22 protein-coding genes are annotated in these 23,980 nt (G+C 44.4%); 15 read left to right on the top strand and 7 right to left on the bottom strand.

From position 1 onward, the window contains the following. Positions 1–2 precede the first annotated feature (2 nt). The 3 genes from B0I27_RS09565 to B0I27_RS09555 all read left to right on the top strand — a co-directional run bounded on the left by B0I27_RS09565 (position 3) and on the right by B0I27_RS09555 (position 3,589). Entirely contained in the window at positions 3–527 is a 525-nt protein-coding gene (locus B0I27_RS09565; protein ID WP_106293024.1) for a DinB family protein, read from the top strand. A 194-nt stretch (positions 528–721) separates the two neighbouring features. Continuing rightward, a complete protein-coding gene (locus tag B0I27_RS09560; protein WP_106293023.1) occupies positions 722–2,107 on the top strand; it encodes an alpha/beta hydrolase family protein in 1,386 nt (461 codons plus the stop codon). A 120-nt stretch (positions 2,108–2,227) separates the two neighbouring features. Then, positions 2,228–3,589 carry a hypothetical protein gene (locus B0I27_RS09555; RefSeq protein ID WP_106293022.1) on the top strand — a complete coding sequence of 454 codons (1,362 nt, stop codon included), beginning with the start codon at positions 2,228–2,230 and terminating at the stop codon, positions 3,587–3,589. Between the two features lie 74 nt (positions 3,590–3,663). On the opposite strand, the gene B0I27_RS09550 is transcribed toward B0I27_RS09555, so the two are convergent. Continuing rightward, the gene (locus tag B0I27_RS09550) at positions 3,664–5,067 is read right to left on the bottom strand and encodes a pectate lyase family protein (protein ID WP_219905004.1); all 1,404 of its coding nucleotides are present in this window, start codon (positions 5,065–5,067) and stop codon (positions 3,664–3,666) included. Positions 5,068–5,266: 199 nt separating this feature from the next. Here B0I27_RS09550 and B0I27_RS09545 point away from each other — a divergent pair, with 199 nt between their 5' ends. Beyond that, a complete protein-coding gene (locus tag B0I27_RS09545; RefSeq protein WP_106293021.1) occupies positions 5,267–6,394 on the top strand; it encodes an aldo/keto reductase in 1,128 nt (375 codons plus the stop codon). 4 nt (positions 6,395–6,398) lie between these two features. Here the strand turns inward: B0I27_RS09545 and B0I27_RS09540 are convergent, their stop codons facing one another. Then, entirely contained in the window at positions 6,399–7,601 is a 1,203-nt protein-coding gene (locus tag B0I27_RS09540; RefSeq protein WP_106293020.1) for an MFS transporter, read from the bottom strand. A gap of 187 nt (positions 7,602–7,788) precedes the next feature. Between B0I27_RS09540 and B0I27_RS09535 the strand changes: the two genes are divergently transcribed. Both B0I27_RS09535 and B0I27_RS09530 read left to right on the top strand, forming a co-directional pair. After that, positions 7,789–8,676 carry a dienelactone hydrolase family protein gene (locus B0I27_RS09535; RefSeq protein WP_106293019.1) on the top strand — a complete coding sequence of 296 codons (888 nt, stop codon included), beginning with the start codon at positions 7,789–7,791 and terminating at the stop codon, positions 8,674–8,676. A 37-nt stretch (positions 8,677–8,713) separates the two neighbouring features. Further along, the gene (locus B0I27_RS09530) at positions 8,714–9,100 is read left to right on the top strand and encodes a VOC family protein (protein WP_106293018.1); all 387 of its coding nucleotides are present in this window, start codon (positions 8,714–8,716) and stop codon (positions 9,098–9,100) included. Here the strand turns inward: B0I27_RS09530 and B0I27_RS09525 are convergent. Beyond that, positions 9,093–10,007 carry a helix-turn-helix domain-containing protein gene (locus B0I27_RS09525; RefSeq protein ID WP_106293017.1) on the bottom strand — a complete coding sequence of 305 codons (915 nt, stop codon included), beginning with the start codon at positions 10,005–10,007 and terminating at the stop codon, positions 9,093–9,095. The two genes, B0I27_RS09530 and B0I27_RS09525, sit on opposite strands and share 8 nt — an antisense overlap. Before the next feature lie 134 nt (positions 10,008–10,141). Here B0I27_RS09525 and B0I27_RS09520 point away from each other — a divergent pair, with 134 nt between their 5' ends. The 7 genes from B0I27_RS09520 (at position 10,142) to B0I27_RS09490 (ending at position 16,843) form a co-directional block, all read left to right on the top strand. After that, positions 10,142–11,461 carry a TolC family protein gene (locus tag B0I27_RS09520; RefSeq protein ID WP_106293016.1) on the top strand — a complete coding sequence of 440 codons (1,320 nt, stop codon included), beginning with the start codon at positions 10,142–10,144 and terminating at the stop codon, positions 11,459–11,461. Between the two features lie 16 nt (positions 11,462–11,477). Further along, positions 11,478–12,512 (top strand): HlyD family secretion protein, encoded by a 1,035-nt coding sequence (locus B0I27_RS09515; protein ID WP_106293015.1) that lies wholly within the window; start codon positions 11,478–11,480, stop codon positions 12,510–12,512. Between the two features lie 6 nt (positions 12,513–12,518). Continuing rightward, complete coding sequence (locus tag B0I27_RS09510) at positions 12,519–14,096, top strand: MFS transporter (RefSeq protein ID WP_106293014.1); 1,578 nt, start codon at positions 12,519–12,521, stop codon at positions 14,094–14,096. Positions 14,097–14,311: 215 nt separating this feature from the next. Beyond that, positions 14,312–14,887 (top strand): Crp/Fnr family transcriptional regulator, encoded by a 576-nt coding sequence (locus B0I27_RS09505; RefSeq protein ID WP_106293013.1) that lies wholly within the window; start codon positions 14,312–14,314, stop codon positions 14,885–14,887. Positions 14,888–14,990: 103 nt separating this feature from the next. Further along, complete coding sequence (locus B0I27_RS09500; protein WP_106293012.1) at positions 14,991–15,419, top strand: VOC family protein; 429 nt, start codon at positions 14,991–14,993, stop codon at positions 15,417–15,419. Then, on the top strand, positions 15,416–16,048 hold the full coding sequence (locus B0I27_RS09495) for a DinB family protein (RefSeq protein WP_106293011.1): 633 nt from the start codon (positions 15,416–15,418) through the stop codon (positions 16,046–16,048). Before B0I27_RS09500 ends, B0I27_RS09495 begins: the two co-directional genes overlap by 4 nt. After that, positions 16,049–16,843, top strand: coding sequence for a VOC family protein (locus tag B0I27_RS09490; protein WP_219905003.1), 795 nt, complete (start codon positions 16,049–16,051; stop codon positions 16,841–16,843). 82 nt (positions 16,844–16,925) lie between these two features. On the opposite strand, the gene B0I27_RS09485 is transcribed toward B0I27_RS09490, so the two are convergent. Beyond that, positions 16,926–18,542 (bottom strand): M56 family metallopeptidase, encoded by a 1,617-nt coding sequence (locus B0I27_RS09485; protein WP_106293010.1) that lies wholly within the window; start codon positions 18,540–18,542, stop codon positions 16,926–16,928. Between the two features lie 4 nt (positions 18,543–18,546). Beyond that, positions 18,547–18,924: a BlaI/MecI/CopY family transcriptional regulator gene (locus tag B0I27_RS09480; RefSeq protein ID WP_106293009.1), complete on the bottom strand. Its 378-nt coding sequence runs from the start codon at positions 18,922–18,924 to the stop codon at positions 18,547–18,549. Positions 18,925–19,056: 132 nt separating this feature from the next. On the opposite strand from B0I27_RS09480, the gene B0I27_RS09475 reads away from it, so the two are divergent. Further along, the gene (locus B0I27_RS09475; protein WP_106293008.1) at positions 19,057–19,929 is read left to right on the top strand and encodes an aminotransferase class IV; all 873 of its coding nucleotides are present in this window, start codon (positions 19,057–19,059) and stop codon (positions 19,927–19,929) included. Positions 19,930–19,937: 8 nt separating this feature from the next. On the opposite strand, the gene B0I27_RS09470 is transcribed toward B0I27_RS09475, so the two are convergent. Further along, complete coding sequence (locus B0I27_RS09470) at positions 19,938–21,146, bottom strand: DUF6807 domain-containing protein (RefSeq protein WP_106293007.1); 1,209 nt, start codon at positions 21,144–21,146, stop codon at positions 19,938–19,940. Between the two features lie 69 nt (positions 21,147–21,215). On the opposite strand from B0I27_RS09470, the gene B0I27_RS09465 reads away from it, so the two are divergent. Continuing rightward, positions 21,216–22,064 carry a DUF2911 domain-containing protein gene (locus B0I27_RS09465; protein ID WP_181276733.1) on the top strand — a complete coding sequence of 283 codons (849 nt, stop codon included), beginning with the start codon at positions 21,216–21,218 and terminating at the stop codon, positions 22,062–22,064. An 89-nt stretch (positions 22,065–22,153) separates the two neighbouring features. Here B0I27_RS09465 and B0I27_RS09460 read toward each other — a convergent pair whose 3' ends face one another. After that, positions 22,154–23,860 carry a sodium:solute symporter family protein gene (locus tag B0I27_RS09460; RefSeq protein ID WP_106293006.1) on the bottom strand — a complete coding sequence of 569 codons (1,707 nt, stop codon included), beginning with the start codon at positions 23,858–23,860 and terminating at the stop codon, positions 22,154–22,156. Positions 23,861–23,980: the final 120 nt, after the last annotated feature.

Genomic DNA, 23,980 nt, shown 5'->3' with positions numbered 1-23,980 from the left:
TTATGTCGCAGAAATTAGAAGTCTGGCAAAGAGGACCAGTTCCGGAAATAGGTTCATTGCTACAGCCTGTAGCTCACGCCTTGCTGCAAGCAAGAGAAGAGCTTAATGAGTATATGGAGGGCTTTCCAGCTGATTTGCTTTGGCTCCGTCCTGCAGGAATGGCTTCTGTGGGATTTCATCTTCAGCACTTAAGGGGGGTGCTCGACCGTGTTTTTACTTACGCGAGGGCTGAAAGCTTAACTCAGGTCCAGTTTCAAGAACTTGCTGAAGAAGGAAACGATACATCGGAAGGGGGATATTCGGTTAAAGATCTGGTGGAACGGTTTAATCAGCAGGTTGATCTTGCACTTCAGCAAATTAAGGAAACCGATGAAGCGACACTGCCAGACTTTAGGAAAGTCGGGAGAGCCGGTTTACCGTCGACAGTCATTGGGCTGCTTTTTCATGCTGCGGAGCATACCATGCGGCATCTCGGCCAGCTTATGGTAACAGCGGCGATAGTAAGGGAACAGAAACAGCGGGGTTGAAAGATTCGCCCTGTTGCTGTTGCTCCTGCGCATTTAAGCCCATCCTAATTTCCGAAATTATCATGCTGATCTACACTTGCAAATAACTTGCCACACCAAGACAAGGCACAGAAAATTAGCCCGGCTGCTCTGATAGAAGGATTTGGTGAGACGAGGATAGTTTCTTTACTTTGTCGCGACTATCCGAGCGACTTATGCATAAAATTCTTACACTTCTTATCGTCTTCATTACCGCAAGCACTGTTTCCGAAGGTTCTTCAGGAAAATGGAAGAGTCGGGTAACGGGAGGCGATATTGTATACACTCTTAATGAACCGAATCTGACCGTTCCCGATTTCAAAGGAGGCTATCCAACAGTTGTTTACCTTGAGAACCTTAATATAAAGAAGATAGGCAGGAACAAGAATTTTGATGATGTTGCCTGGCTATTATTGGAGGGCTACCGTGTTATTGAACTGGACTACAAGAAAAATGTAAATTCTACCGCTATATCGATTAACGCAGATATTATTGCTATCAATGATTCACTCGCTGCAGGCTCTTTCTGTGGTATTAAAGGTTCTTCCAGATACCAGTCTTATGTACTTTTCGAAGGTTATCGCATCTCACGGAATGTTCCTTATTTTAAGGATGATCCGAGCGTTTATAACACACCAGCCGAGTACGAATCGGGTGATATGCTACACATGGATATCATTTATCCAGCTAATACAGCTGTTAAGGTTCCAGTTATCCTATCTTTTTCTTACAGTAACAGCTACGCCACATACGATCCTGATAAAGAAACTTTGACAGACGCCAATAAGAATCAGCGGTTGAATCTGGGCTATACCCTCGCAGGTTTCGATGACTCATTTCTGGAAGGAGCACCGGCTAATGGCATAGCATGGGCTATTGCCGACCATCCTAAGTATTGCCCTTGGGGAAAAGGGAGGCCGATTAATGGCAAAAATGATACCTACAAATCATATCAGACAAATCCGGACGCAGTACAAAAGGTGAAATCTGCTGTGCGTACATTGCGATTTTTTGGCTCACAATTGGGCCTCTCTGGAAATATCGGTATTTATGGCTTTTCACGCGGATCGACTGCTGGCTCGCTGGCTGCAGGCGATAGAAGTGTACCGGATTTCGAGAATGCCGGTTTTCACAGAGATGTCAATGATGACGTACAGGCAGCAGCTCTTGGTCCCGGGGTTTTTGACTACACCATAATCTATAAAACGCCTGATGACGGCGACTCTAACCTGGAATCCAGATGTCCATGGGCCTGGGGATCCCTCGAAAAGAACATAGGTCATTGGGAAACTATGGGTGCCAGTTATCTGGTCAAATCTGCCGCTACAGCACCCGTACTATTTTTCTACAACACCACTGATGAACGCTACTATCAGGGTCAGGTGGCAAACTTCAAGTCGAAGCTGGACTCACTACAGGTCCCAACCACTACACTTATTGACTATGGAGAGGGTCACTCTGTTCCGAAAACCGAGGATTCGTTAGTTAAGATGTATAGCTTTTTTAACCAATATCTTCATCCTCCTCAGGTTTCTATTCACAAAGGGAGAAAAAGAAAGTGATGCAGACCGATAAAATAATTTCAGAGCGCAAAAACGAAACTAACTGATCTTTTGATATAAGGCTAATGAGTCTAAAACGACCAAAGAACTATAAGTTTGTTGTTTAACCTAAACATATTAATGAAATATCTTGTACACCTGATCTTGGCTACCGTGTTGTGTAATACCACTATTGCACAACAATTAAGATCTGAAAAAGGGAGCTTAACATTAGCTTCTTCCAAAGCTAAAAGCGAAAACAAGCCGATATGCTTATTGATAATTCCTCCTGAAAATGTGCCTGTACCACCGGGGCTGCTCAACGTTAGAAAAGACAGCCGTATAACTCCTTTCCTAAATGATCATTTTATTAACTACATACCTTCAGTAGATGACAGGGAATATGGATCTTTAAAAAAGAAATATCATGTCCAGCAAACTCCCGTTTTGCTGTTTCTGGATGGAAATCGTCAGTTGCTCTATAGAATATTTCCGAACTTTAAAGATGCTGATGGTTTATTGGGAGATTTGAAAAATGCTCTCAACAAAGCCAAGAGCGCCACTTCGATTGGCTGGTATGAATCGGAGTATTTTAAAGGCAACAGAGATACGATGTTCTTGAAAGCATATATAGCTGAAAGGGAAAGCCTCGGCATCTATTTCAATTATCGGTTAGTTCAGGACTATGCTGACCAGCTTACGTTAAAAGAAATAAGGACGGTTCCAATCACCGCTTACCTTTTGCACCGTGGGATGATTTACGGAAGTACGCTCTATAACCTGGTGGTATCAGACATAAAGCTTAGAGACAGTGCATGGGCGAGTTTTCCGCTTAAGGAGAGAGCAGAAATAAACGACCGCATCACGCTTAATACATTTGAGCAGGCTGTAAAGACAAAAGATCGAAATCTAGGCGCAAAGTCGGCTGATTATCAGCGGACTATATGGTCTGATAAAAATTATCGATTTGCACAGTTTCGATATGACTCGGAACTAATAAGGTTCAATCGTGCCATTAAAGATACGTCACGGTTATTAGACTTGTTACCATATTACATCGAAAGATATTATTTAAATGTGACTATCGACACGTTGCAGAAATACAAGAAATTGTATCCCATGCTCCTCGTAGAGGGGGAGAAGAATATGACGACGCGGCCAGCGTTATATGATCCTGAAAACTGGAAAGTAGTGTTAAGGCAACTTGAAGCCAGGCAGGTCCTTAGTGCACCAGTTGAGCTTAATAGTGCTGCATGGACTGTATTTGAGTATTCAAAAGATCGCAGAATGTTGATGAAAGCATTATTATGGAGCCAGACTTCGATCAAGCTAGATCCGATAGCAGAATTCTATGACACCCTTGCTCATCTTCTCTATCGCCTTGAGTTTTATCTTGAAGCAGAGCGCACTCAGCTAAAAGCGATCGCACTGGCTAAAGGCGCTGGCAGAAGCTCTGAAAGATATAAAGCAGCACTCGTGAAAATGAGAGAAAAAAAAATATAGCCGCTTTCGGTAGGTCTGATTTAGCTTAGAAAGAAGGCTTACCGAAAGTGTTACTAAGACATTACTCCGTAAGCTTATACTGCCAGACTATTAATATATTTTTCCAGCATCGTGTATCCATCTTGAGCTACAAGATTTCGGTCGTCTGCATATTTGGGGTTAAGTTTATTTTTAATTTCCCATTCATCAGGCATACCGTCGTGGTCCGAATCAACGGGCGGCTTGCTTGATTTAAGCTCCGGCCAGCCGCCGACACTTTTCTGTGTGTCGATGATTCCTTTATTACGACCGTATGTACCGCTTCCGGAATGCTTTATTTTACCGGAAGCCTCATTTACCACTCTCGTGTCGATAGCATCCCTGGTTGGAAAGATAGCCCCCGATTTGAGTAGCACAGACTGGTAAGCCTCTTTTGCGGTTTCTGTGTGAGGTCTTTCTACCTCGAATTCACTTAGAGAGCGGATGTTCTCGGCTGAACCAACTTTACTCATATCAACTCCCTTCCAGTTGTCGCCGTTCAGCGAGCCAATTCCGCCTTCCATAAAGTTTCCGCTGAAGTACCATTTCGCATATCCTTTCGCCGCGTCTTTTCTGGATTCATAAGATGGCTGAGCAAAAAAGTGATCAGATGCAGTAGCTGGTCCAGGTTTATAATAGTTATTTACCCAGTTGATATAGCACCCTGCCTTCGGATCATTTACTTCGAGCTCGCCTCCGTAAACAGCACCCAACTTTCCCCAGTTGTAGATCACATTATTGCGATAATCACATAAGGCTACGGTATCGTGAGACCTGGAACCGTTAACGCGGGGAGAACGGCTGACATTGCTTGCAATCAGATTATGGTGGTAGCTCGCATATTGTCCGCCCCATTGTGCAGCGTAACTTCTCGCACCTTTCGAGTCAAATGATTTGTATAGACTTTCGCTGAGGATACACCACTGAACCGTAATGTACTTATTGTCGTAGCAAGTATGGCTTTCTTCGTTTGACCAGCTTAGAGAACAATGATCAATGATAACATTTTGAGAATTTTCATTGCCTAAACACGAAAGATCGCTAAGTCCAGCCGCGTCACCAGGCCTGAACCGCATGAAACGTATGATAAGATTGCTTCCGCTAAATTTTAGATATCCGTCTTTAATACAGATTCCCTCGCCAGGAGCTGTTTGGCCGGCAATTGTCATGTTTGACCTGCCAACCTTCACCTGACCGTCAGTTAAACCAATGTTTCCTGATACACGGAATACAATGGTGATCGGATCTGATCCGGGTGTTTTAAAAGCCGCCCTCAAGCTGCCTGGAGACTCGTCTCCCTTAAGGTTTGTCACTTCTATCACCCGGCCGCCTCTGCCGCCCGTTGTGAATTTGCCATAACCTTCCGCTCCGGGAAACGCGATTTGTTGTGCCTGGGATAGTAGGGAAAGAGTTAGGAGAAGAATGCTTAGAGAGATGCTTCGTACGAAATTGGGCGCCATTATTTGTCGGTTTATAAAGTCTAAAGCTAACTTGTAAGCTTCCAGAAATATTATAGTTTCTTTACAAAGAATTGTAGCATATTATCGCATTATTGCCACATATGTTAAACAAAGTAAGCTGAAAGACGTTGACTTAAAGCATGTAAATATTTACCTGTAACCGGGAAGTTATCCTATTACGTTATATCAAAGCGAAACAATGGACCGAAAGCAATTTATCAGTTCCCAGGCATCTATCGCATCAGTGGGAGGTGGTTCTGTTCCCGAGTCGGCCAGTAATGTTTCGGCGGTATCATCAGTACAGAATATGACAAAGTTTATAAATTCAAATCAGCACAAGCGATTCAGACCGGCTAACAAATCCGGCTTTGGAGGCGTTGCCATAGGTAACGGATTCAACATCAATCCGGATGTCGAATGCTTGCAATCCATATCAGCAGCCTGGAATGCAGGCGTTCGCTATTTTGACACCTCTCCATGGTATGGACTAGGTATTAGCGAGCGAAGGTTAGGTTTGTTCTTAAAAGATAAAGTCCGTGAGGAATACGTGTTGTCTTCCAAAGTTGGTAGGATTTTAGAGCCGAAAGAAAATTTTGACGTAACTCAAGCGATATGGAAGGGTAAAGTAAACTTCGGATACCGGTACGACTTTACGGCTGACGGGGTACGCCGGTCGATAGAAGATAGTTTGCAGCGACTTGGTGTATCTTCACTTGACATTGTATATATCCATGACCTTTCTCCAGATAACGGCGATATGGGCAAAGATTGGTTAAAGTATTTTGAAATTGCGAGAAAAGGGGCTATGCCTGAACTTACCAGGATGAGGGAAGAGGGAATCATTAAGGCCTGGGGCTTGGGAGTAAACACCGTAGAGCCGATCTTAAAAACGATCGACGCAGCAGACCCCGATATATTTCTTTCCGCCTGCCAATATTCCCTGATCCATCATGAGGATGATCTGAACAAGGTATTCCCGAAGGCTGCAGAAAGGGATATTTCCATAGTGGTAGGGGCTCCTCTGTGTGCAGGTTTTCTCTCCGGGAAGAATCGTTATCTATATGAAGATGATTTTCCTGAAGGAGTAAAAGAGAAGCTTGCTGCTTTCAAAAGCGTTGCAGCCAGTCACAACGTAGATCTTCGTACGGCTGCTCTGCAATTCTGCGCGGCACCAGAGGTTGTATCTGCGGTTATTCCGGGAGCACACACCGTCCAACAAGTCGTGGAAAACGCAGCGTCCTTCTCTAAGGCAATTCCAGCTGATTTCTGGGCTGAGCTTAAAAACGAGAAGTTGATTCATGCTAATGCCCCTCTTCCTCAAGGATAAGGGCTTAGAGTTTCATTTGCTTCATGTTGATCCAAAAGCCAAGCGCGGCTACCCCCGTCACAAGTCCCGTTAATAACCAAAGCGTGTCGAAGCCAAAGTTATGTGCAATCCGTGTTCCGAGGTAAGGGGAGAGGACATATGCTACTGAAAAAGCAAGAGAATTCATTCCCATGTAGGCTCCCCTTGTTTCGGTGGTTGCCCGCTGCATAGCCACTGTCGACATGAACGGCATCGCAAGGATTTCCGAGATACAGAGAACAAAGATTGAGGCGTAGAGGATCGGAAGCTTTCCTGGATATAGTAACATCAGATAAGACGCTCCACAAAGTACAGTCCCCAATATGATGATGGTTGATGCGTTTAGCCGCTTCTCTGCAATATGGACCAAAAGCATTTCCAGAAGGAACACCACGAGTCCACTAAATCCAAGGATCAGACCAATATCCCACTCATCAAGCAAATGCACCTCTCTGTAAAACAGAGGCAATGTGTTTAGAAGTTGGAAGAAACAGATCGTATAAAGGCAACACAGTAAGCTGAATAATACAAATTGTGTGTCTTTCCATGGAGACCTCCCCGCATTTCCAATTGGTTTGGTCCCGTGTTTTTCACGTTTTTCACCGGACCTGTTTCTGAAATATAAATAGAAAACAATTGCCGCTATTGCACAACTTAATGCGTTACCGTAAAATAAAAGACGATACGAAAAGGCCGCAAGAAAGCCGCCTAGAGCCGGTCCGATAGAAAATCCCAAATTCACCGCCATACGGTTCAGGGAGAATGCCTTGGTAATATTCTCCTTCTTAGTGTACGAAGCGATAGCTACCGAATTTGCCGGCCTGAAAGTCTCCGAAACCAGGCTGAGAACGAATACACCGGATGAAAGCGTTAGTGGTTCAGTGAGAAGCGGGAGAAAACAGAATATGGGTATGCAAAGCAGCAAACAAAATAGCTGGATATTGAAATGATCGATCCGGTCGCTGAGCCATCCTCCGATCCAGGAACCGCAAATAGCGCCAATACCAAAGCAGCTTAGTACGGTGCCAGTCTCTGTTAATGTGAAATTTAGTGACTGCGTCATGTAGACTCCAAGAAACGGTATGACCATCGCTCCGCTACGGTTGATCAGCATGATAAGCGAAAGCATCCAAACCGGCTTAGAAAGGCCTTCGTAGGACCCTAAATATAGTTGCCAGAGACGTTTCATATTTTTTCGGGAGGAATAATGACCTTGCCGGTAAAGTTCAGAGTTGTCATTGCATTTAAATGAAGCTGCTAAGTTAACGTATATGGCTGCAGCTATAAACACTAATCTGATTTCGTTTTGCTGCTAATGTTCTTAATAATTCTGTATTTTTAATAGACCATAAATTAACTTCAAACCTACACACCCCATGAAAGAAATAAAAAAGGAAGACATCAAGCAGGAGGTATTTGATCTGTACGACGACTACGCCCACAATCGTGTAAACAGACGGGATTTTTTGCAAAGGTTGTCATTGTTTGCGGTTGGCGGACTGACGGTAACCTCGCTCATGAGCTTTCTCAGTCCCGACTATATTGACGCTATTCAGATTAAGAAAGACGACTCGCGATTGCAGTCAGATTCTATTTCCTATAACTCTCCAAAGGGAGGAGGCCAGATCAAAGGACTTTTATCGCGACCTGTCAGTGCGAAAGGCAAGCTTGGAGGTATTATCGTGGTACATGAAAACAGAGGCCTGAACCCACACATAGAGGATGTTTCGAGAAGGGCTGCATTAGCCGGTTTCATCAGTTTGGCACCTGATGCGCTAACACCCCTTGGCGGATATCCGGGCAATGATGATGATGGCAGAACGATGCAAAGCAAGCGAAACAGAGACGAAATGCTCGAGGATTTCATTGCTGCGTATGAGTATCTCAAACACCATAAAGATTGTAATGGCAAAGTTGGAGTGATAGGCTTTTGCTTCGGTGGCTGGATATCCAATATGATGGCTGTGCGGATACCGGACCTCGCTGCGTCTGTCCCGTTCTATGGCGGACAACCTCCTGTGACTGACGTTCCGAAGATAAAAGCGCCTTTACTTATTCACTACGCCGAACTGGATACGCGTGTAAATGAAGGCTGGCCTGCGTATGAAGCTGCTTTAAAAGAGCACAAGAAATCCTACGAGGCTTTTATCTATCCTCAAGTTAATCATGGTTTCCATAACGACACAACGCCGCGGTATGATAAGGCAGCGGCCGAGCTTGCCTGGAGTCGTACGATAGAGTTCTTCAAAAAGAAGCTCGGTTAACACGATTATTACTATTATTGAGCAACTAAAAGACGTTATGAAACTTGAACACTTCGCTATCAACGTAGAAGACCCCATCAATATGGCCAAATGGTATGTGCAACATCTTGGCCTCTCTATCATAAAACAGCAGCAACAGGCTCCTTTTATGACGTTTTTGGCAGATGATAGTGGACAGATAATGATTGAAATATACAAGAATCCCATTGATCAGGTACCTAAGTATCGTGACATGCATCCCTTAATTGTTCACCTGGCGTTTGTGTCTGAAACTCCGGATCGGGATAGAACAAGACTCGAAGAGGCTGGTGCTATCACCGTGTCTAACGACATTTTAGATGACGGATCACATCTGGTGATGATGCGCGATCCCTGGGGCTTAGCTATTCAACTTTGTAAGCGCGCAACTGCAATGCTCAGATAGAGTTCTGATTTTTTGCTTTAAGTGCAAATTCTTTAGGAGAGGTGCCGCTTTTGCGTTTAAAGAATTTACCAAAAGCTGACTGGTCTGAGAAGTGGAGTTCTTCGGCCACTTGCTGTACTGAAAATCTCGGCTGCTGCAACAATAGCTTCGCTTCGCTGAACAGCAACTGAAAAATCAGGTCGGTAACCGTTTGCCCACTAACGCGTTTGACTATCAACGTGAGGTAGTGGGTGGTTATATGCAGCTTCTCTGCATAGAAATCGACATGGTGCTGCGACTTATAGTGAAGAACCAGCTGCTCAAGAAACTGTTGAAAGTAAATTTCGTCGCGACTCGGCTGAGAAGCCAATAAATCCCGTTCATCTTTCTCTATAATATTACTAAGATCTAGGAAGAAAAATAGGAGTGACGCCAAAATCATTTCTTTATGATACCGGTGCTGCTCATTCAGAACCACGCCCTGTATAAATTGCAGTCTTTGATGTAATAAATGTGCCTCTTCATTATTTAACGTTAAATGCGGCTTTCTATGCATCCTCACGCCGTATTTAATTCGCTTGTACACCATATCCGTGGAGAACATATCGTCAATGTAGCCTTTGCTTACATACAAGACTATGCATCTTAAATCTTCGCTCAAATGGGAGATTTTAAAGAAATGACCGAATGAGAGAAGGATAATTTCGTCGGTAGAAACTTCATACCTACGGAAGTTGATCTCTATTGCGCAGGTTCCACTTAGAACCAATATAAACATAGAAGACCTTAGATAGACCGTGGTGTTCAATTGCTTCTTCAAGTGCAAGGAGCTCAGCTCCATAATGTTAATATTGGCAGAGTTTGCTAAACTTTCCCCGGGGGCTCGAAATAATTCGTCGTCTGTCTTAATGAGTTCGGGTGCTTTCAACTGTTGTTAATTCTATTAGTTATACGAACTACTGGGATTCTTTGTTTCAAAACAAACCAATTTTATCCTTTTTCGGAAGAGCGCCATCAAGGTTAAAAAGCGGATTTTTGCAGCCGATAAATAATTCCACTCTTATGAATAAAACTGTTCATCTCTTCCTTATAGTTTTCTCGGTCATCAACACTCCAAATTTATTTGCCCAGAGGTCCGATACTCTTCGGGTTGAGCTTCTCGATCTGTTTGAAATGGCAGATAAGAACAACCGCGTGCTCAAGATTGCTTGCTACAATGAGGAGCTTGCGGAACAGGAGATTCAGCAACAAAAAAACAAGCTTTTACCCTCCGTTGATGTATCATTTAACTTTAGTTACAATGGCGACGGTTGGCTATGTGACCGGGATTTTACGGGTGGCATGAATGCACCTATACCTGACTTTGGCAATAACTTTGCTTTGCAAGCCACGCAGTTGATCTACGGAGGAGGAGCTGTCAAAACCTCTATCAAAGCCGGCGAGTTGAATTTGATGATTTCAAGATTGGAAAAGGATGACAATAAGCAAGATATCAGATTCATGATTTCCGGATACTATCTGGAGTTGCAGAGGTTACAGAACCAGAAGAAAATATTACAGCACAATATGCTGCAGACCGAAAAGTTGTTGCAGCAGCTGCGAAATAAGTTTAGTCAGGGTGTCTCGCTGAGAAGTGCCGTAACGCGGTATGAACTGCAAAAACAATCCCATGAGTTAGGCTTAATCCGCCTGGAAAGTTCTGAAAGGATAATTAATAACGAGCTGGTCAAAACGTTGTCGTTACCCGAAGGTACCAAACTCCTTGTCAGTATGGATACTCCCCCTGTTGTTGAAGCTGCTCAATTAAAGACGGATTGGAGGGCCCTTTCACAGGAGAATGCTCCTGTGTTGAGCAAGATGCGTTTGCAGGTCGAAAAGGCTAGGCTTTCAGAAAAACTGGCTCAGGCAGATAGCAAGCCCGAACTGTTTGCTTTTGCAGCTGATCGTCTGGATGGTCCGATTACAATAGAGGTGCCCCCATTGAATAAGAACCTCAATTACTGGTATGTTGGGTTGGGTGTTAAGTATAATATCGCGTCGCTTTATAAATCCAAACCAAAGCTGAGGGCATCAAGGATCTATCGCCAAATGGCACTCGAAGAGAAAGCTATTGTCGAGGACAAGCTTACGACAGATATAACGACTGCAATCATCCGGACTGAAGAAGCTCAGAAAATTTATGAAACAAAACTCAAAGGAGTGCAGCTGGCGACAGAGAACTATACAGTAGTAAAGAACCGGTATCTGGATGATCTTGTATTGATCACTGAAATGCTCGATGCGGAGAATTCAAAGATTGATGCCGAAATGGAGACTGCGAACGCACAAATTAATATCCGTTTTCATCACTATCAACTTAGAAAACTAGCCGGAACTCTATAATCATCACAAATCAATCATGACACACAAAAAGAAAAAACTATTTTACAATATCCTTGCGGTTATTACAGTAGGGGCAGGAATCGTCTATGTGGCTGCAAAATTCGTCCATCTGGGAAACGTGGAATATACAGATAACGCCCAGGTCAAGCAACTCATCGTTCCTGTTAACTCCCGTATATCGGGCTTCGTCAAGGAAATACGGTTTGATGAGTATCAGGAGGTAAGGAAGGGCGACACGTTACTTTTAGTCGAAGACACAGAATTCAAATTTCGTTTAGCACAAGTAGGGGCAGACTACGAAAATGCACTCGCTGCTAAACGAGTAGCTACTTCATCCGTTACTACTGCACAAAACAATATTATCGTCTCAGACGCTGCTCTCGCTGAGGTGAAAGCCTTGCTCGATCATGCCGAGAAAGAGCATAGGCGCTATAAGAACTTATTGGCTCAAGAATCTGCTACTCAGCAGGAGTACGACGGTGTTTACGCCAAATACATGTCCCTGAATGCGAGATACAGATCCCTTCAGAGTCAGAAGCAGTCGAGTATTTTGTTAACGAGAGAACAAAACAGCCGATTGTCGCAAAATCAAGCAGGAATACGACTTGCAAAAGCGGCGCTGGATCTGGCTGCACTGAATCTCTCTTACACCGCGATTCTCGCACCGACAGACGGATTTACTGGCCGGAAGAATCTACAGGTCGGCCAGCTGATCCAGCCCGGTCAGACGATCGTTGACCTGGTAGACAAAAATGAAAAATGGGTTATAGCGAATTTTAAAGAAACACAAACGTCGCACATTAAGGAGGGCCAGAACGTGGAAATGGAAGTAGACGCACTTCCCGGCGTCAAGCTAACTGGCGTAGTCAAATCGATTTCAAATGCAACTGGCGCTAGCTTTTCTGTTATCCCACAAGACAACTCAGCAGGAAACTTTGTCAAAGTTGAGCAACGAATCCCGGTACGCATCGAATTTGCGAAAGATAACGACGCAAGATACATTCAGCGACTTCGTGCAGGAATGAATGTGCAGGGATCTGTAAAATATTAATATTCTATGCAACATCACGGACCTTTTTCGATCCCCGCAATCAATGACTTCGTACCTGAAAAGCTTAAGCCCTACATAATTATCGTATTTGTCTTAATTTTTCAGCTCTCGGGCGGTGTCTATCTGGCAACAGCAAACGAGATGGCTGGTTCTACAGCATTACTGCAGGAAGATATTTTGATGGCAGGATATGCGTCCCTGGCAGGAATGGCGTTAGTGTTTGCTTTTATGCTTCGCCTGAAAATGAGATTTACATCTAAGTTTTCTTTTCTTGTTTGCAGCGTAGCCTTAGTCGTTTGTAACATTATCTGTATCTATACTCAAAATGTCTTTGTCCTGGTAACGACATGTTTTTTTGCCGGGGTATTCCGGATGTGGGGAACTTTTGAGTGTAATTCAACTATCCAGCTATGGCTTACACCTAAACGCGACTTGAGTATTTTCTTTTGTTACATATACCTGTTGGTACAGGGCAGTATCCTGCTTTCGGGTATTCCGAATATGTATCTCGCACTTTTTTCTAACTGGCAGTACATGCATTGGTTCGTTGTAGGCGCTCTGCTATTTTTGGTCATGATGACATTGCTTATTTTCAACAATAACCGTTATGGAAGGGCATTTCCTCTGTTCGGAATAGACTGGCTGGGAGGATTGATGTGGGGGCTGATCCTGTTATCTATCAACTTCATCAGCATTTACGGTGAACACTACGACTGGTGGAGTAGCGAAGAAATTCGAACTGCCAGCTTGTTTTTATTTGTCCTTCTTTGCCTGAATATTTATCGCGCATCGTTCATCCGGCATCCTTTCATTGCATTACAGACCTTCCGGTATAAAGCGGTCTACATTCCACTTATATTATATGTCATCATCGATGTATTTCTCGCACCGGCTCATCTCATCGAGCATATTTACTACGATGAAGTCTTGAGGTACGATGCAACGCATCTGATTCACGTTAATCTGATGGGACTTCTTGGTGTGGTAGCTGGTTCTGCCTTTGCCTTCTACTTCTTCGCATCAAAGAAGAACTCATACAAGGCAACTTTTTTGATCGGCTTCGGAGCGGTCATGGTCTATCTTTTTTTGATGTACTTTATGATCGATTACCAGACAACCAAGCGAATGTTAATAGCTCCTGTCTTTTTCCGGAATTTCGGCTATGTGACTATAGCCATTGTATTGCTTACCAATCTGGTAAAAGTTCCGTTTCATCATTTCTTTCAAGCGGTTTCTGTTCAGGCATTTGTTAGTGCTGCATGCGGTAGCGCCATTGGCTCTGCCATTATTCACCATTTATTCAGCGATATTGCCAAAAAGAACTTTCAACTACTTACAGCAAATCTGGACCGGGTTAACCATCAGCTTTTAAGTGTATCCTCTACAATGCTGGAAGAAATACTTCAGAAACAGGTTCTGATGGTTTCTTTTAAAGAGCTTTACGGTTATCTGTTGATCTGGTGTATGGTATGCTTCATATTATTTATCTTCTACAAGTACCCTTACCTTCCTGTCAAGGCATTATATCCCAAGATGCGGACGATTAGAAAGATGTTAAGGAAAGAAATAACTGAAGAAAACTGATCCCGGGAGCGATATTTCAGGCCTGAGCACAGAGTTGATTCTTCGGACTGGCTTTGTGCTCGCTTAATGCCTGTTCTCATGGTATCCTATTTCCTGGTAAAGCAGCAAACGGTGATTTTTTATCTCGTTTTGAAGGTGATTTTTCCGCGGAATTGATTAAGTTAGTACGTATAGAAGCCTTTATACGTCATACCTATCACTAACGAACCAACCAGATGTCAGTTTTAAAGAGAATCTATCAACACCCTTTATTATCTCCCGAGGATGTTAACACAATAATCAATGCCCATGAGAAAGTTCACTTTAAAAAAGGAGACTATTTATTAAAAAAGGATCAGATCGCAAAAAAATATTTCTGTGTGGAGAAGGGTCTTATACGATCATACGTATATGACTATGAGGGAAATGATATAACAACAGGCTTTGTTGGTGAAAATGAACTGGCGATTGATGTGATATCGTTATTCCATGAGATTCCCGCGGTTGAATACTTTCAGGCACTTACAGATTGTGAATGCTATTCAATTCCTTTGAATGATTTTCAAATTTTATATCACTCCATAAAGGGGTTTAACGAGTGGGGCCGCGCGTGGATGTCCGGAAGCTTGTTTGAGTTAAAGCAACGCACTATTTCCATGATAACAGAATCGGCAAGCGAAAGATACAAAACCCTGCGATCAAAGCATCCGCAAATTCTTCAACAGTCGCCTTTGAAGTATATCGCCAGCTATTTGGGAATCACAGATACATCTCTTAGCAGAATCAGAAAGGAACTTGTACGCGAAAGTTGAGAGTAGTTTCTTGTCTTATGGCAAGTGGATTTTCCTGAGGTTATCATAGTTTTGGTTGACCAGCATAGGTTCAATCAATTACACAACTAAATTAAATCTCAACATGAAGCTCAATCCGTATCTTAACTTTGACGGCAACGCCGAGAAAGCGTTCCAGTTTTATCAGTCTGTCTTTGGCGGTGAATTATTTATCCAAAAAATGGGTTCCGCACCCGGGACAGAAGGGCTGTCGGATGAGGAGAAAAACCTTGCCTTGCACGTTTCCATACCAATAGGCGACGGCCAGTTTCTAATGGCGTCTGATTGTATCAAATCCCAAGGTCATACATTGGTGAACGGCAACAATAATTATATATCCGTTTCTCCGGAGAGCCGGGAGGAAGCAGAAAGGATCTTCAATGGGCTCTCCGAAGGAGGAAAGATCGAAATGCCCTTGGAAGACATGTTTTGGGGCGACTATTTTGGCTCATTCCAAGACAAGTTTGGTACTTTCTGGATGATAAATTATGCTAACCAACAACCAACATTATGAAACGCTTAGGATACCTGTTACTGGTGCTACTGTTAGCAGCCGGCAGCATCAATGCACAACAAGTTTCAAATAACCAGACCTCGGCCACATCGTCGAACGGAAAGGAATTTCTTCTTAATTATTACCAAGAAACCTTTGAGGCGCTAAAGAAAAGTACGGAAGGCCTAAGTTCGGCTCAGCTTCATTTCAAGCCCGCGGCCGACAGATGGTCTGTGGCGCAGTGCATGGAGCACATTCTTGCGACTGAAAAAACGCTATTTGATTATGCTAAGCAGACAATGGAGAAGCCCGCTACGCCAGAGCGCCGGTCTGAAGTCAAATCGAAAGATGAGGAAATCGTGAGGGGAATCACTGACAGGTCCTTCAAAGCCAAAGCCACTGATGACATAACCGGAAAAAACCAGCTCAATAATGTCTCAGACGCACTGACTGATTTGCAAAATAATAGGAAAGTGATTCTAGGGTATCTGGATGCTGTGAAAGAGAGTGACCTTCGTGATCACATCACTGACTCGCCATTTGGACCGATCGACGCTTATCAATCATTCCTGTTTATCGCCGGACATACCTCCCGGCATACACTTCAAATAGAAGAGGTCAAAGCAGACAAGAACTTTCCCAAGAAATAGATGAAAAAGCCCGTTTATCCCTGCCTTTGGTTTGATGGAAGGGCAGAAGAAGCCGCAAGACTTTACTGTTCAGCTTTCAACGGTAGCAAACTTGAAGAGTGTACGCCTTTCGTGTGCAGTTTTTCCATCAAGAATAAACCCTTTATGGGTCTTAACGGAGGACCGCACTTCAAACCCAATCCTTCAATATCTTTCTTTACCATCTGCGAATCGGGAGAGGAAGTCGATCGGGCCTGGAACTTACTAAGTGATGCCGGCAAGGTTCTAATGCCCTTAGACAGCTATCCCTGGAGCGATAGATACGGGTGGGTAGAAGACCGGTACGGGGTTTCATGGCAGCTGTCGCTTGCTAAGAAGGGGCTTGAGGATCCTGACATCTTCCCTGCATTGATGTTTGTCGGTAAGCAGAACGGAAATGCGGAGAAAGCCATTAATTTTTACACCTCCCTATTTAAAAACTCTAACGTAGAACTGATTGCCCGATATGAAGCGGGTGATCACGACACAGCGGGAAACGTCAAATATTCCCAGTTCTATATTGACGGATGCCGTTTCGGCGCAATGGACAGTTCAATGTCGCATGCCTTTGCTTTTAATGAGGGTATAAGTTTAGTATTGACCTGTGATACGCAGGAAGAAATCGACTTTTACTGGCTAAACCTCACTGAAGGAGGTAAGGAAAGCCAATGCGGTTGGTGTCAGGATTCCTTTGGCGTCTGGTGGCAGATTATCCCTTCCACGTTAAGCACCCTCATGACGGATCCCGACACAGCTCCTCAAGTAACGCCGCCTTAATGAAAATGCGTAAAATTAATATTGACGAACTAAAGGAAGCCTCAGGACAGATTGGCTCCTAAAGCAACTTAAAGATAGTTTTCTAAGGCAAGCTGTCGAATCCTTTTACCAGTTCTTCTACATGAACGCTGATCTCTTCGCCTGTTTGACCCCAATCAACCGATGTTACCTTCCTGGTAGCATTGGTTACTTTTCTGAGAAGCGCGATGTGTTTAGCTTGCCACTCCGGACTTTCAAATTTCCTTTGTAGTTTCTCGATTTGCTGATGTAGCTTTCCTTGTTCTTTAGGAAGTTCAGGCGGAGGAGGGGGAAGACGAAGCTCTTCAAGATGCTGTAAATCCAGCGCGGCCTCCGCTATAGCTGCGCTGTGTTTAGCCAGTTCCTGTTGCATATCTTTCAAATCCTGACCTTCAATATGCTTCTTCAACTCTTCGGCATGCTGACGGATACTCGCATGATGTTTGGCCCGAAGCAACGCATGTTCCCTGACTGCTTCAGCGTGCTTCCTTAGTTCATCCTGATGCAAACCAATAGTTGCGTCCTCCAGGCATATTGTATTCGCTTTTGTGGCAGCTCTTACCAGAAATTTATTAAGAACAGGCCGCCCTTCGTCATTATCTGCCGAAGATATACTTTCTTCTATGCTATGAACTGTCGTTTGTTGCTGCTTACCGGATAACTTTTCGTTCTTTACAATAACAATATCTTTCTCTTCCTGTGGTAATGCGACGGCAAGAGACAATCCCACACACAGAATAGTGGCCAGAACAATCAATCCTGTTTTTGGTGATGGATCCGGGTTAGTCATTCCTGAAACTCTCTTGATTCTATCCAGAAGCGGATATTTCTCATTACCATTGGCACACATGGCCAGTTCATTGCACTTTACTTCAACTTCCAGTTGAAGTAAAGCCTTTGCGTAGGTCAAGGGATCGGATGTCTTGCTGACGACGATTTCATCACAGCAATACTCACGTTCCTTATTTATTTCTTTCACGATCAGCCAGACAAAAGGATTAAAGAAAAGGATGCTTTCAATGACTTTCTGGATCATATTCCAAAGGTAGTCAAGCCTCTTGATGTGAGCTAACTCATGTAAAAGTATAGATTCAACCTGCTCAGGACTCAACCTGGAAACCATGGCCACCGGCAAAAGTATAACCGGCTTTATAAAGCCTGCTGTTAAAGGAACCTTAATCCTTTCTGATACATGCAGCGTGACATGTTTCACAACGCCGAGCTTCTTACTCAATGCGTTTAACTTCGCTAGCCAGACAGGATCCTGCAAAAGGGGATCGCCCTTACCCAAAGAGCGGGTTCTGAACCATGCAAGAGCCAAAGAAAGTAATTGTATAACTACACCCGTAAAATACAGCAATGCAATAGGCTTGGCGTATTCCCGCTTCCAGGCCTCCACCTTTTCCAGCCATGAGATCTGCTGTGTATCTGCCTGAGTTGCCTGAATCGCACTAATCACAGTGTCCATCTCCAGCTTTCGGTGATAAAGCGAGAACAAGGTATATATGAAAAGTCCGAAGATCAGAACGAGCGACGAATACCATAGTCTGTATTTAATTGCAGACGGAATATCGGGCACTGCGCCAAACATTACTCTGAAAAAAAGCACAATCGCAAAAGCCTGCGCCGTAGATATAAGCAGCGTTTCGGTCAGGGCTTCAATGAATGCAGAGGTTCCCATAATTTTATCGTTTTTGGATCTGTTCTAAGTATTCGCGTATAAGCTCTATTTCTTTGGGAGACGATTTTTTGCTGTCCAGCGCCTGCATGACCAGCTGAGCGGGTGAGCCGTTAAACACTGTGTCGATAATCTTACTCAGGAGGTTCACCTGAGTGTCTTTCTGACTGATCAGCGGCCTGTATATATGCGTGCGGGAGCTAACGTCCCGAGCAACCAATTCCTTCTCATGCATGATTTGCATCAGCTTAAGGGTTGTAGTATAACCAACTTCCTTGTCTTTGTTTTTCGACAACACTTCATTCACTTCCCTCACTGTGGCGCTTTTAAGCTCCCAAAGTATCTGCAGGATTTCTAGTTCACTATCTGTTAGTTTGCTGGTCATTATGATGTACGAATGATTTCGTATGTAATTATACGAATGATTTCGTAAATAAAAAAGCGATCCTTACAATTATTTATTTTTTGTGTACATTGCTGTAACATCTGTACACTATTCACTAATCAATTTTATTCCATGGCATCTTTGAAAAAATCTTTTCCGGAGTTGGTGTATCTCAACGGTGATTGGCTGGCCCACGACAAAGCGTTTGTTTCTGTTTTCGACCGCGGATACATGCTCGGTGACGGAATTTATGAAGTGATCCCTGTTTATAACGGACAGCCGTTTGCCGTCGAGGGGCATATGCTCCGCTTTCAGGCAGGACTGGACGCTGTCGGGATTGGATTTGACGTAGACGACTTGCGCCCGCTGTTGCGCCAGTGCCTGGAACGCTCCTCTCTGCATGGCTCTGATGCTGCAATTTATATACAGGTGACAAGGGGGGTGGCACCTCGTACACATTTTTTTCCTGAGGATGTAAAGCCCAGTGTTCTGCTTTATGCGTACCCAATCACATTGAGGGGGTTCGAGAATAAGCTCGCCAGTGTGATGATTTCCGAAGATATACGTTGGCACAGGTGTGATATCAAATCCATTTCTTTGATGGCGAACGTCAGAGCAAACAACGAAGCGCACAGGCAGAGCCTGGCAGAGAATCTTTTATCAAGGGAAGGCTATATCACCGAGGGATCACACACATCCGTCTTCTTCGTTAAAAACAATACGGTGTACACGCATCCTGAAGGCCATCATATATTGCCGGGTATCACCAGGAGAGTGGTCATTGACCTTTGTGGAGATTTGGGTTTAAAGCTTAAAGAAGAGGCTGTCCAAAGTGATGAAGTTAGAAACGTGGATGAAATTTTTCTTACCGGGACCACCGTTCAGATCACCGCTGTTACCTCTGTCCACTTAGACGGGAATGAAGTGTTCCGGACCCAGGATGCAGGTCCCATCACTAAAATGCTTCAAACTGCATTTATCGGGAAAGTTGCGGCTGAGACTTAGGCAACGCATTAAGGACTCTTATCGCTACCACCCATCTTTACCACTAAAGGATTACTGTAATCACGCCACATGCGTTCTATAAAGCTCGTATCCGCTTCACCGTCGTAAACGATAAACCGATATCGGGCGATGTATGGTTTTCCCGGTTCTATGCTAAATTCTCCGGCTTGAGAAGGTGCGAAACTGATATAAGGTTCTTTCGGGTGTATCCTTAGCGGTTGCGGAGCCCTGAAATTATCAGGGTGAGACAGAATGGTGATCCCCGTCTCCTGACCGCCTGCATGTCCGCTGACGCGTATCCAGTCCGCAGCCGTGGCATTCCCTGCTTCCCGGTTTTTTCCTGCTGACGTAAGGAAGTTTGCATTACCGGGTCCGTTCCATTCCCCATTACCTCGGAAGGCAATACCACCATATATATGATAAAGTAGCTTGAGCGGATCCGCCGTCGCACATTGTTGCCTCAACTCTACGTCAAACAGATAATAGGGCTTTTCCGTACCAACGAGATTAAAGACGCGGACAACGAAGTCTTCATCCAAGACCTTCGTATTGGGTATTGCAGTCTTATCTATATAGCTGTTCTTCGCTGAAATCAACGCTAATACGGAGCCCGATTGAATTCCGGTAATTCCCTCGAAAAGTACCGCACCAGTATTATCGTCTACATTCCAGAAATCTGGCTTGTTTCCGCGGAACGAAGTTTTCGTCCAGGCTGCCCATATTCCATGATGATGCTTGTGATCTGAGGGATAATCATCCGTAATTTGCAGGCCGCCGGGCGAAAGTACAGGATGCACATATCCGCCTCTTCTGTAGATCGGGGCAACGCCATCTGGCAAAGGTGCCTGGCCAGTCTGAAAGCCGAGAACTTGTTTCCCCGCAAGCATCACTTTATGATCCGTTGCCGACTTAACCACTGTTATATCGGACTGTCTTTTTTTTACTTTCGTCAGTGTAAGATCCTTCTTCTCGCCTGCATTAATGTCAATGATACTGATGGCTTCGCCGCCAGGCAGGATCTGAACAGGGTATCTGGTATTACTCTCGCGGTCAACCAGCTCGAACTGTGCCTTATCGGTTGAGTGCTTGTATGGGAAGCTTACTATACTGTTTTTCCTGGCGTCTCCGTTGTTGGATACAGTGATACGGAAGGCCTTTTGTGCGAAGCTCTGCGCCGATGAAAACAGGAAAAATAGTGTAACAAATCTTTTAAACATCTTAGGAATCGGTCTTAATAAAGGAACTTTCTTAATTTATCCCTTAATTTGTTAAATATAAATAACATTATGAACAATCTAAGAAGAGTTATCGTGATGGCCGTCGCGGGCGTAATGCTGTCTGCTAACCTGCAAGCCCAGGATGTGAAGCTACCTGCTCCGAGCCCTGCTCAAACAGTTACCCAGGAGTTTGCACTTTCGAATATTTCGTTAAGTTATTCCAGACCGGCAGTGAAAGGAAGGACGATCTTTGGAGATCTGGTTCCTTACGGACAAGTTTGGCGTACAGGGGCTAATTCACCTACAAAGATTAAATTCGCTGAGCCAGTATCCATCAATGGTCAGGCTGTACCTGCAGGAGAATACGCACTATACACGATACCGTCAGAAAACCAGTGGACATTTATCTTAAGCAAAAAGCTTTCTCTATGGGGAGCTTCAGGTTATCAGCAGTCTGACGATCTGATGAGGTTTACCGCTACGCCACAGCGACTGCCTATGAACGTGGAGAATTTTACCATTCTTTTCTCCAATCAGACGGCAAACACAGTAGAGATCCAGCTACTATGGGCAAATGTTGCAGTAGGTTTTACGGTAAAGGCTGATATAGATGACCGGATCCTTGCATCCATTGATCAGGCCATGAAGGGTGAGAAGAAACCATATTTTCAGGCGGCAAGCTACTACTTTGAGAAGGGGCTTGATATCAACAAGGCCGCGACCTGGGCTACTGAAGCTGTAAAGGCACAGCCAGACGCGTTTTGGGTGGAGCATCTTCAAGCCAGGATCTTACTCAAAAAAGGAGATAAGAAGGGTGCGATAGCTGCTGCTCAGCGCTCTATGAAGAAGGCCGAGGCTCAGCAGAACCCTGACTATGTCGCTTTAAATAAGAAACTGATTACCGAAGCAGGCAAATAAAAAACTTCAGCTGCGTCAGACTAGTGCTGGCGCAGTTGATCTTAATATTCCCCTTTTGTCCGGCAATCGACGTATTCCGGGTGATTAATTTAATTTTTGTTACCTGCTTCTGAAACCGGCACTCTGGTCATTTGCTTGGGAAGCAGTATTTCGGCGAGAATACCCAATACGACCACCAGCACACAGCCTAGTACGTTCAGCCAGAGATAAGCCATTATTTCGTAGTAATAGGCCAAACATACCAACACCTCAGCGAATACCGCTGCCACGAAAACGGCATTCCCTTTGACCCGTTTCACATAGAAGGCTACAACAAAGATTCCCAGAATGGTCCCATAGAAGAGTGAACCCAGTATGTTCACTGCCTCAATCAGATTTCCCATTTTTCCGGCATATAGCGCCATGCCGATACTGACCAGTCCCCAGCCAACTGTACTGGCTCTGGAGAACCGGAGATAGTTCTCTTCACTGGCGTTAGGGTTGATCAAACGCTTATAAATATCTACCGAAGTGGTAGAGGCCAGGGAATTAAATGCGCTGGCTATAGAACCCATAGAGGCCAGGAAGATGATCGCAATTAGCAGTCCGACCAGCCCCTTCGGAAGATGCTGTGTAACGAAAGTCAGAAAAACATAATTCGAATCGTTGGTATCGGCTTCCTTATTGTTCTTCTTCATCAAAGCAGTGGCCTCCTCCTTGGTTTTTTCCATCGCCTGGTTCGACTCTTTGATCTGTTCCCTCAGTTGCGGATTCCCGCTATTTTCAGCGAGAAGCGTAGCATATTTCCGCCGTTCCTGAAACTGCGCCTGATATCGCTCATCCAGTTGACTGTATTCTTCACCGAGCGGAGATTCAGCAATGCGCTTTACCTCATAACTATTAAAGAACAGGGGAGGCTGATTGTACTGATAGAAAGCAAACACCAGCACACCGATCAGGAGGATAGAAAACTGCATAGGGATCTTCACCACGGCATTCATGATGAGTCCCAGCCTGCTCTGGTTGACAGATTTCCCGGTAAGGTACCGGCCTACCTGGGACTGGTCAGTACCAAAGTAGGAAAGCTGCAGAAAGAAGCCTCCAAGAATACCGGTCCACACCGTGTATCGGTTGTCCCAGTCAAAATTCCAGTCGATAACGTTCATCCGGTCCATGCTCCCAGCGATATGCAAGGCTTTGTTCATGCCTACATTCTCTGGTAAGAGCATAACGACGACGATCCCCGCTAAAAAGAGTCCCGAAAAGATGATGCTCATCTGCAGAAGTTGGGTATAAGATACCGCCTTAGTGCCGCCGTAAACGGTGTATATGATCACCAGGCCTCCGGTAAACAGGGTTGTATAGAGTGTATCAATCTGCAGTATGGTCGACAGAATAATAGCGGGAGCATAGATAGAGATGCCCGTAGATAATCCCCTTTGTATCAGGAATAAAAAAGCAGTAAAGGCCCTTGTCTTAAGGTCGAAGCGCTGTTCTAAATATTCGTAGGCGGTATATACCTTCAGCCTGTGAAATATCGGCACAAACGTAATACAGAGAACAATCATCGCAAGGGGTAACCCGAAATAGAACTGCACAAATCTCATCCCGTCGGAGAAGGCCTGTCCTGGTGCAGACAAAAACGTAATAGCGCTTGCCTGAGTCGCCATCACCGACAGCCCTACGTGATACCATGGCAACGACTGATCTCCCAGAAAGTAATGGTCCATATTCTTGCTGCCACTGCTCTTCCATACCCCATAGATAACGATGGAAGCCAATGTTATTCCAAGAACAACCCAATCAATTAAGCTCATGAGTAAATGTTAGTTATCACTGAAAATGCGGCTATAAGAAAAATGAGCCAAAAAACTATGATCAGGTAGAACTGCTTCCACGATCGTATGAAAGGTGGAAGGCCTTCATTATTCTCTTTC

Origin of the sequence: Arcticibacter pallidicorallinus (assembly GCF_003002875.1) — a bacterium.
In the GTDB taxonomy this organism is placed as follows: domain Bacteria; phylum Bacteroidota; class Bacteroidia; order Sphingobacteriales; family Sphingobacteriaceae; genus Arcticibacter; species Arcticibacter pallidicorallinus.
This window is presented reverse-complemented; position numbering and strand designations above follow the sequence as displayed.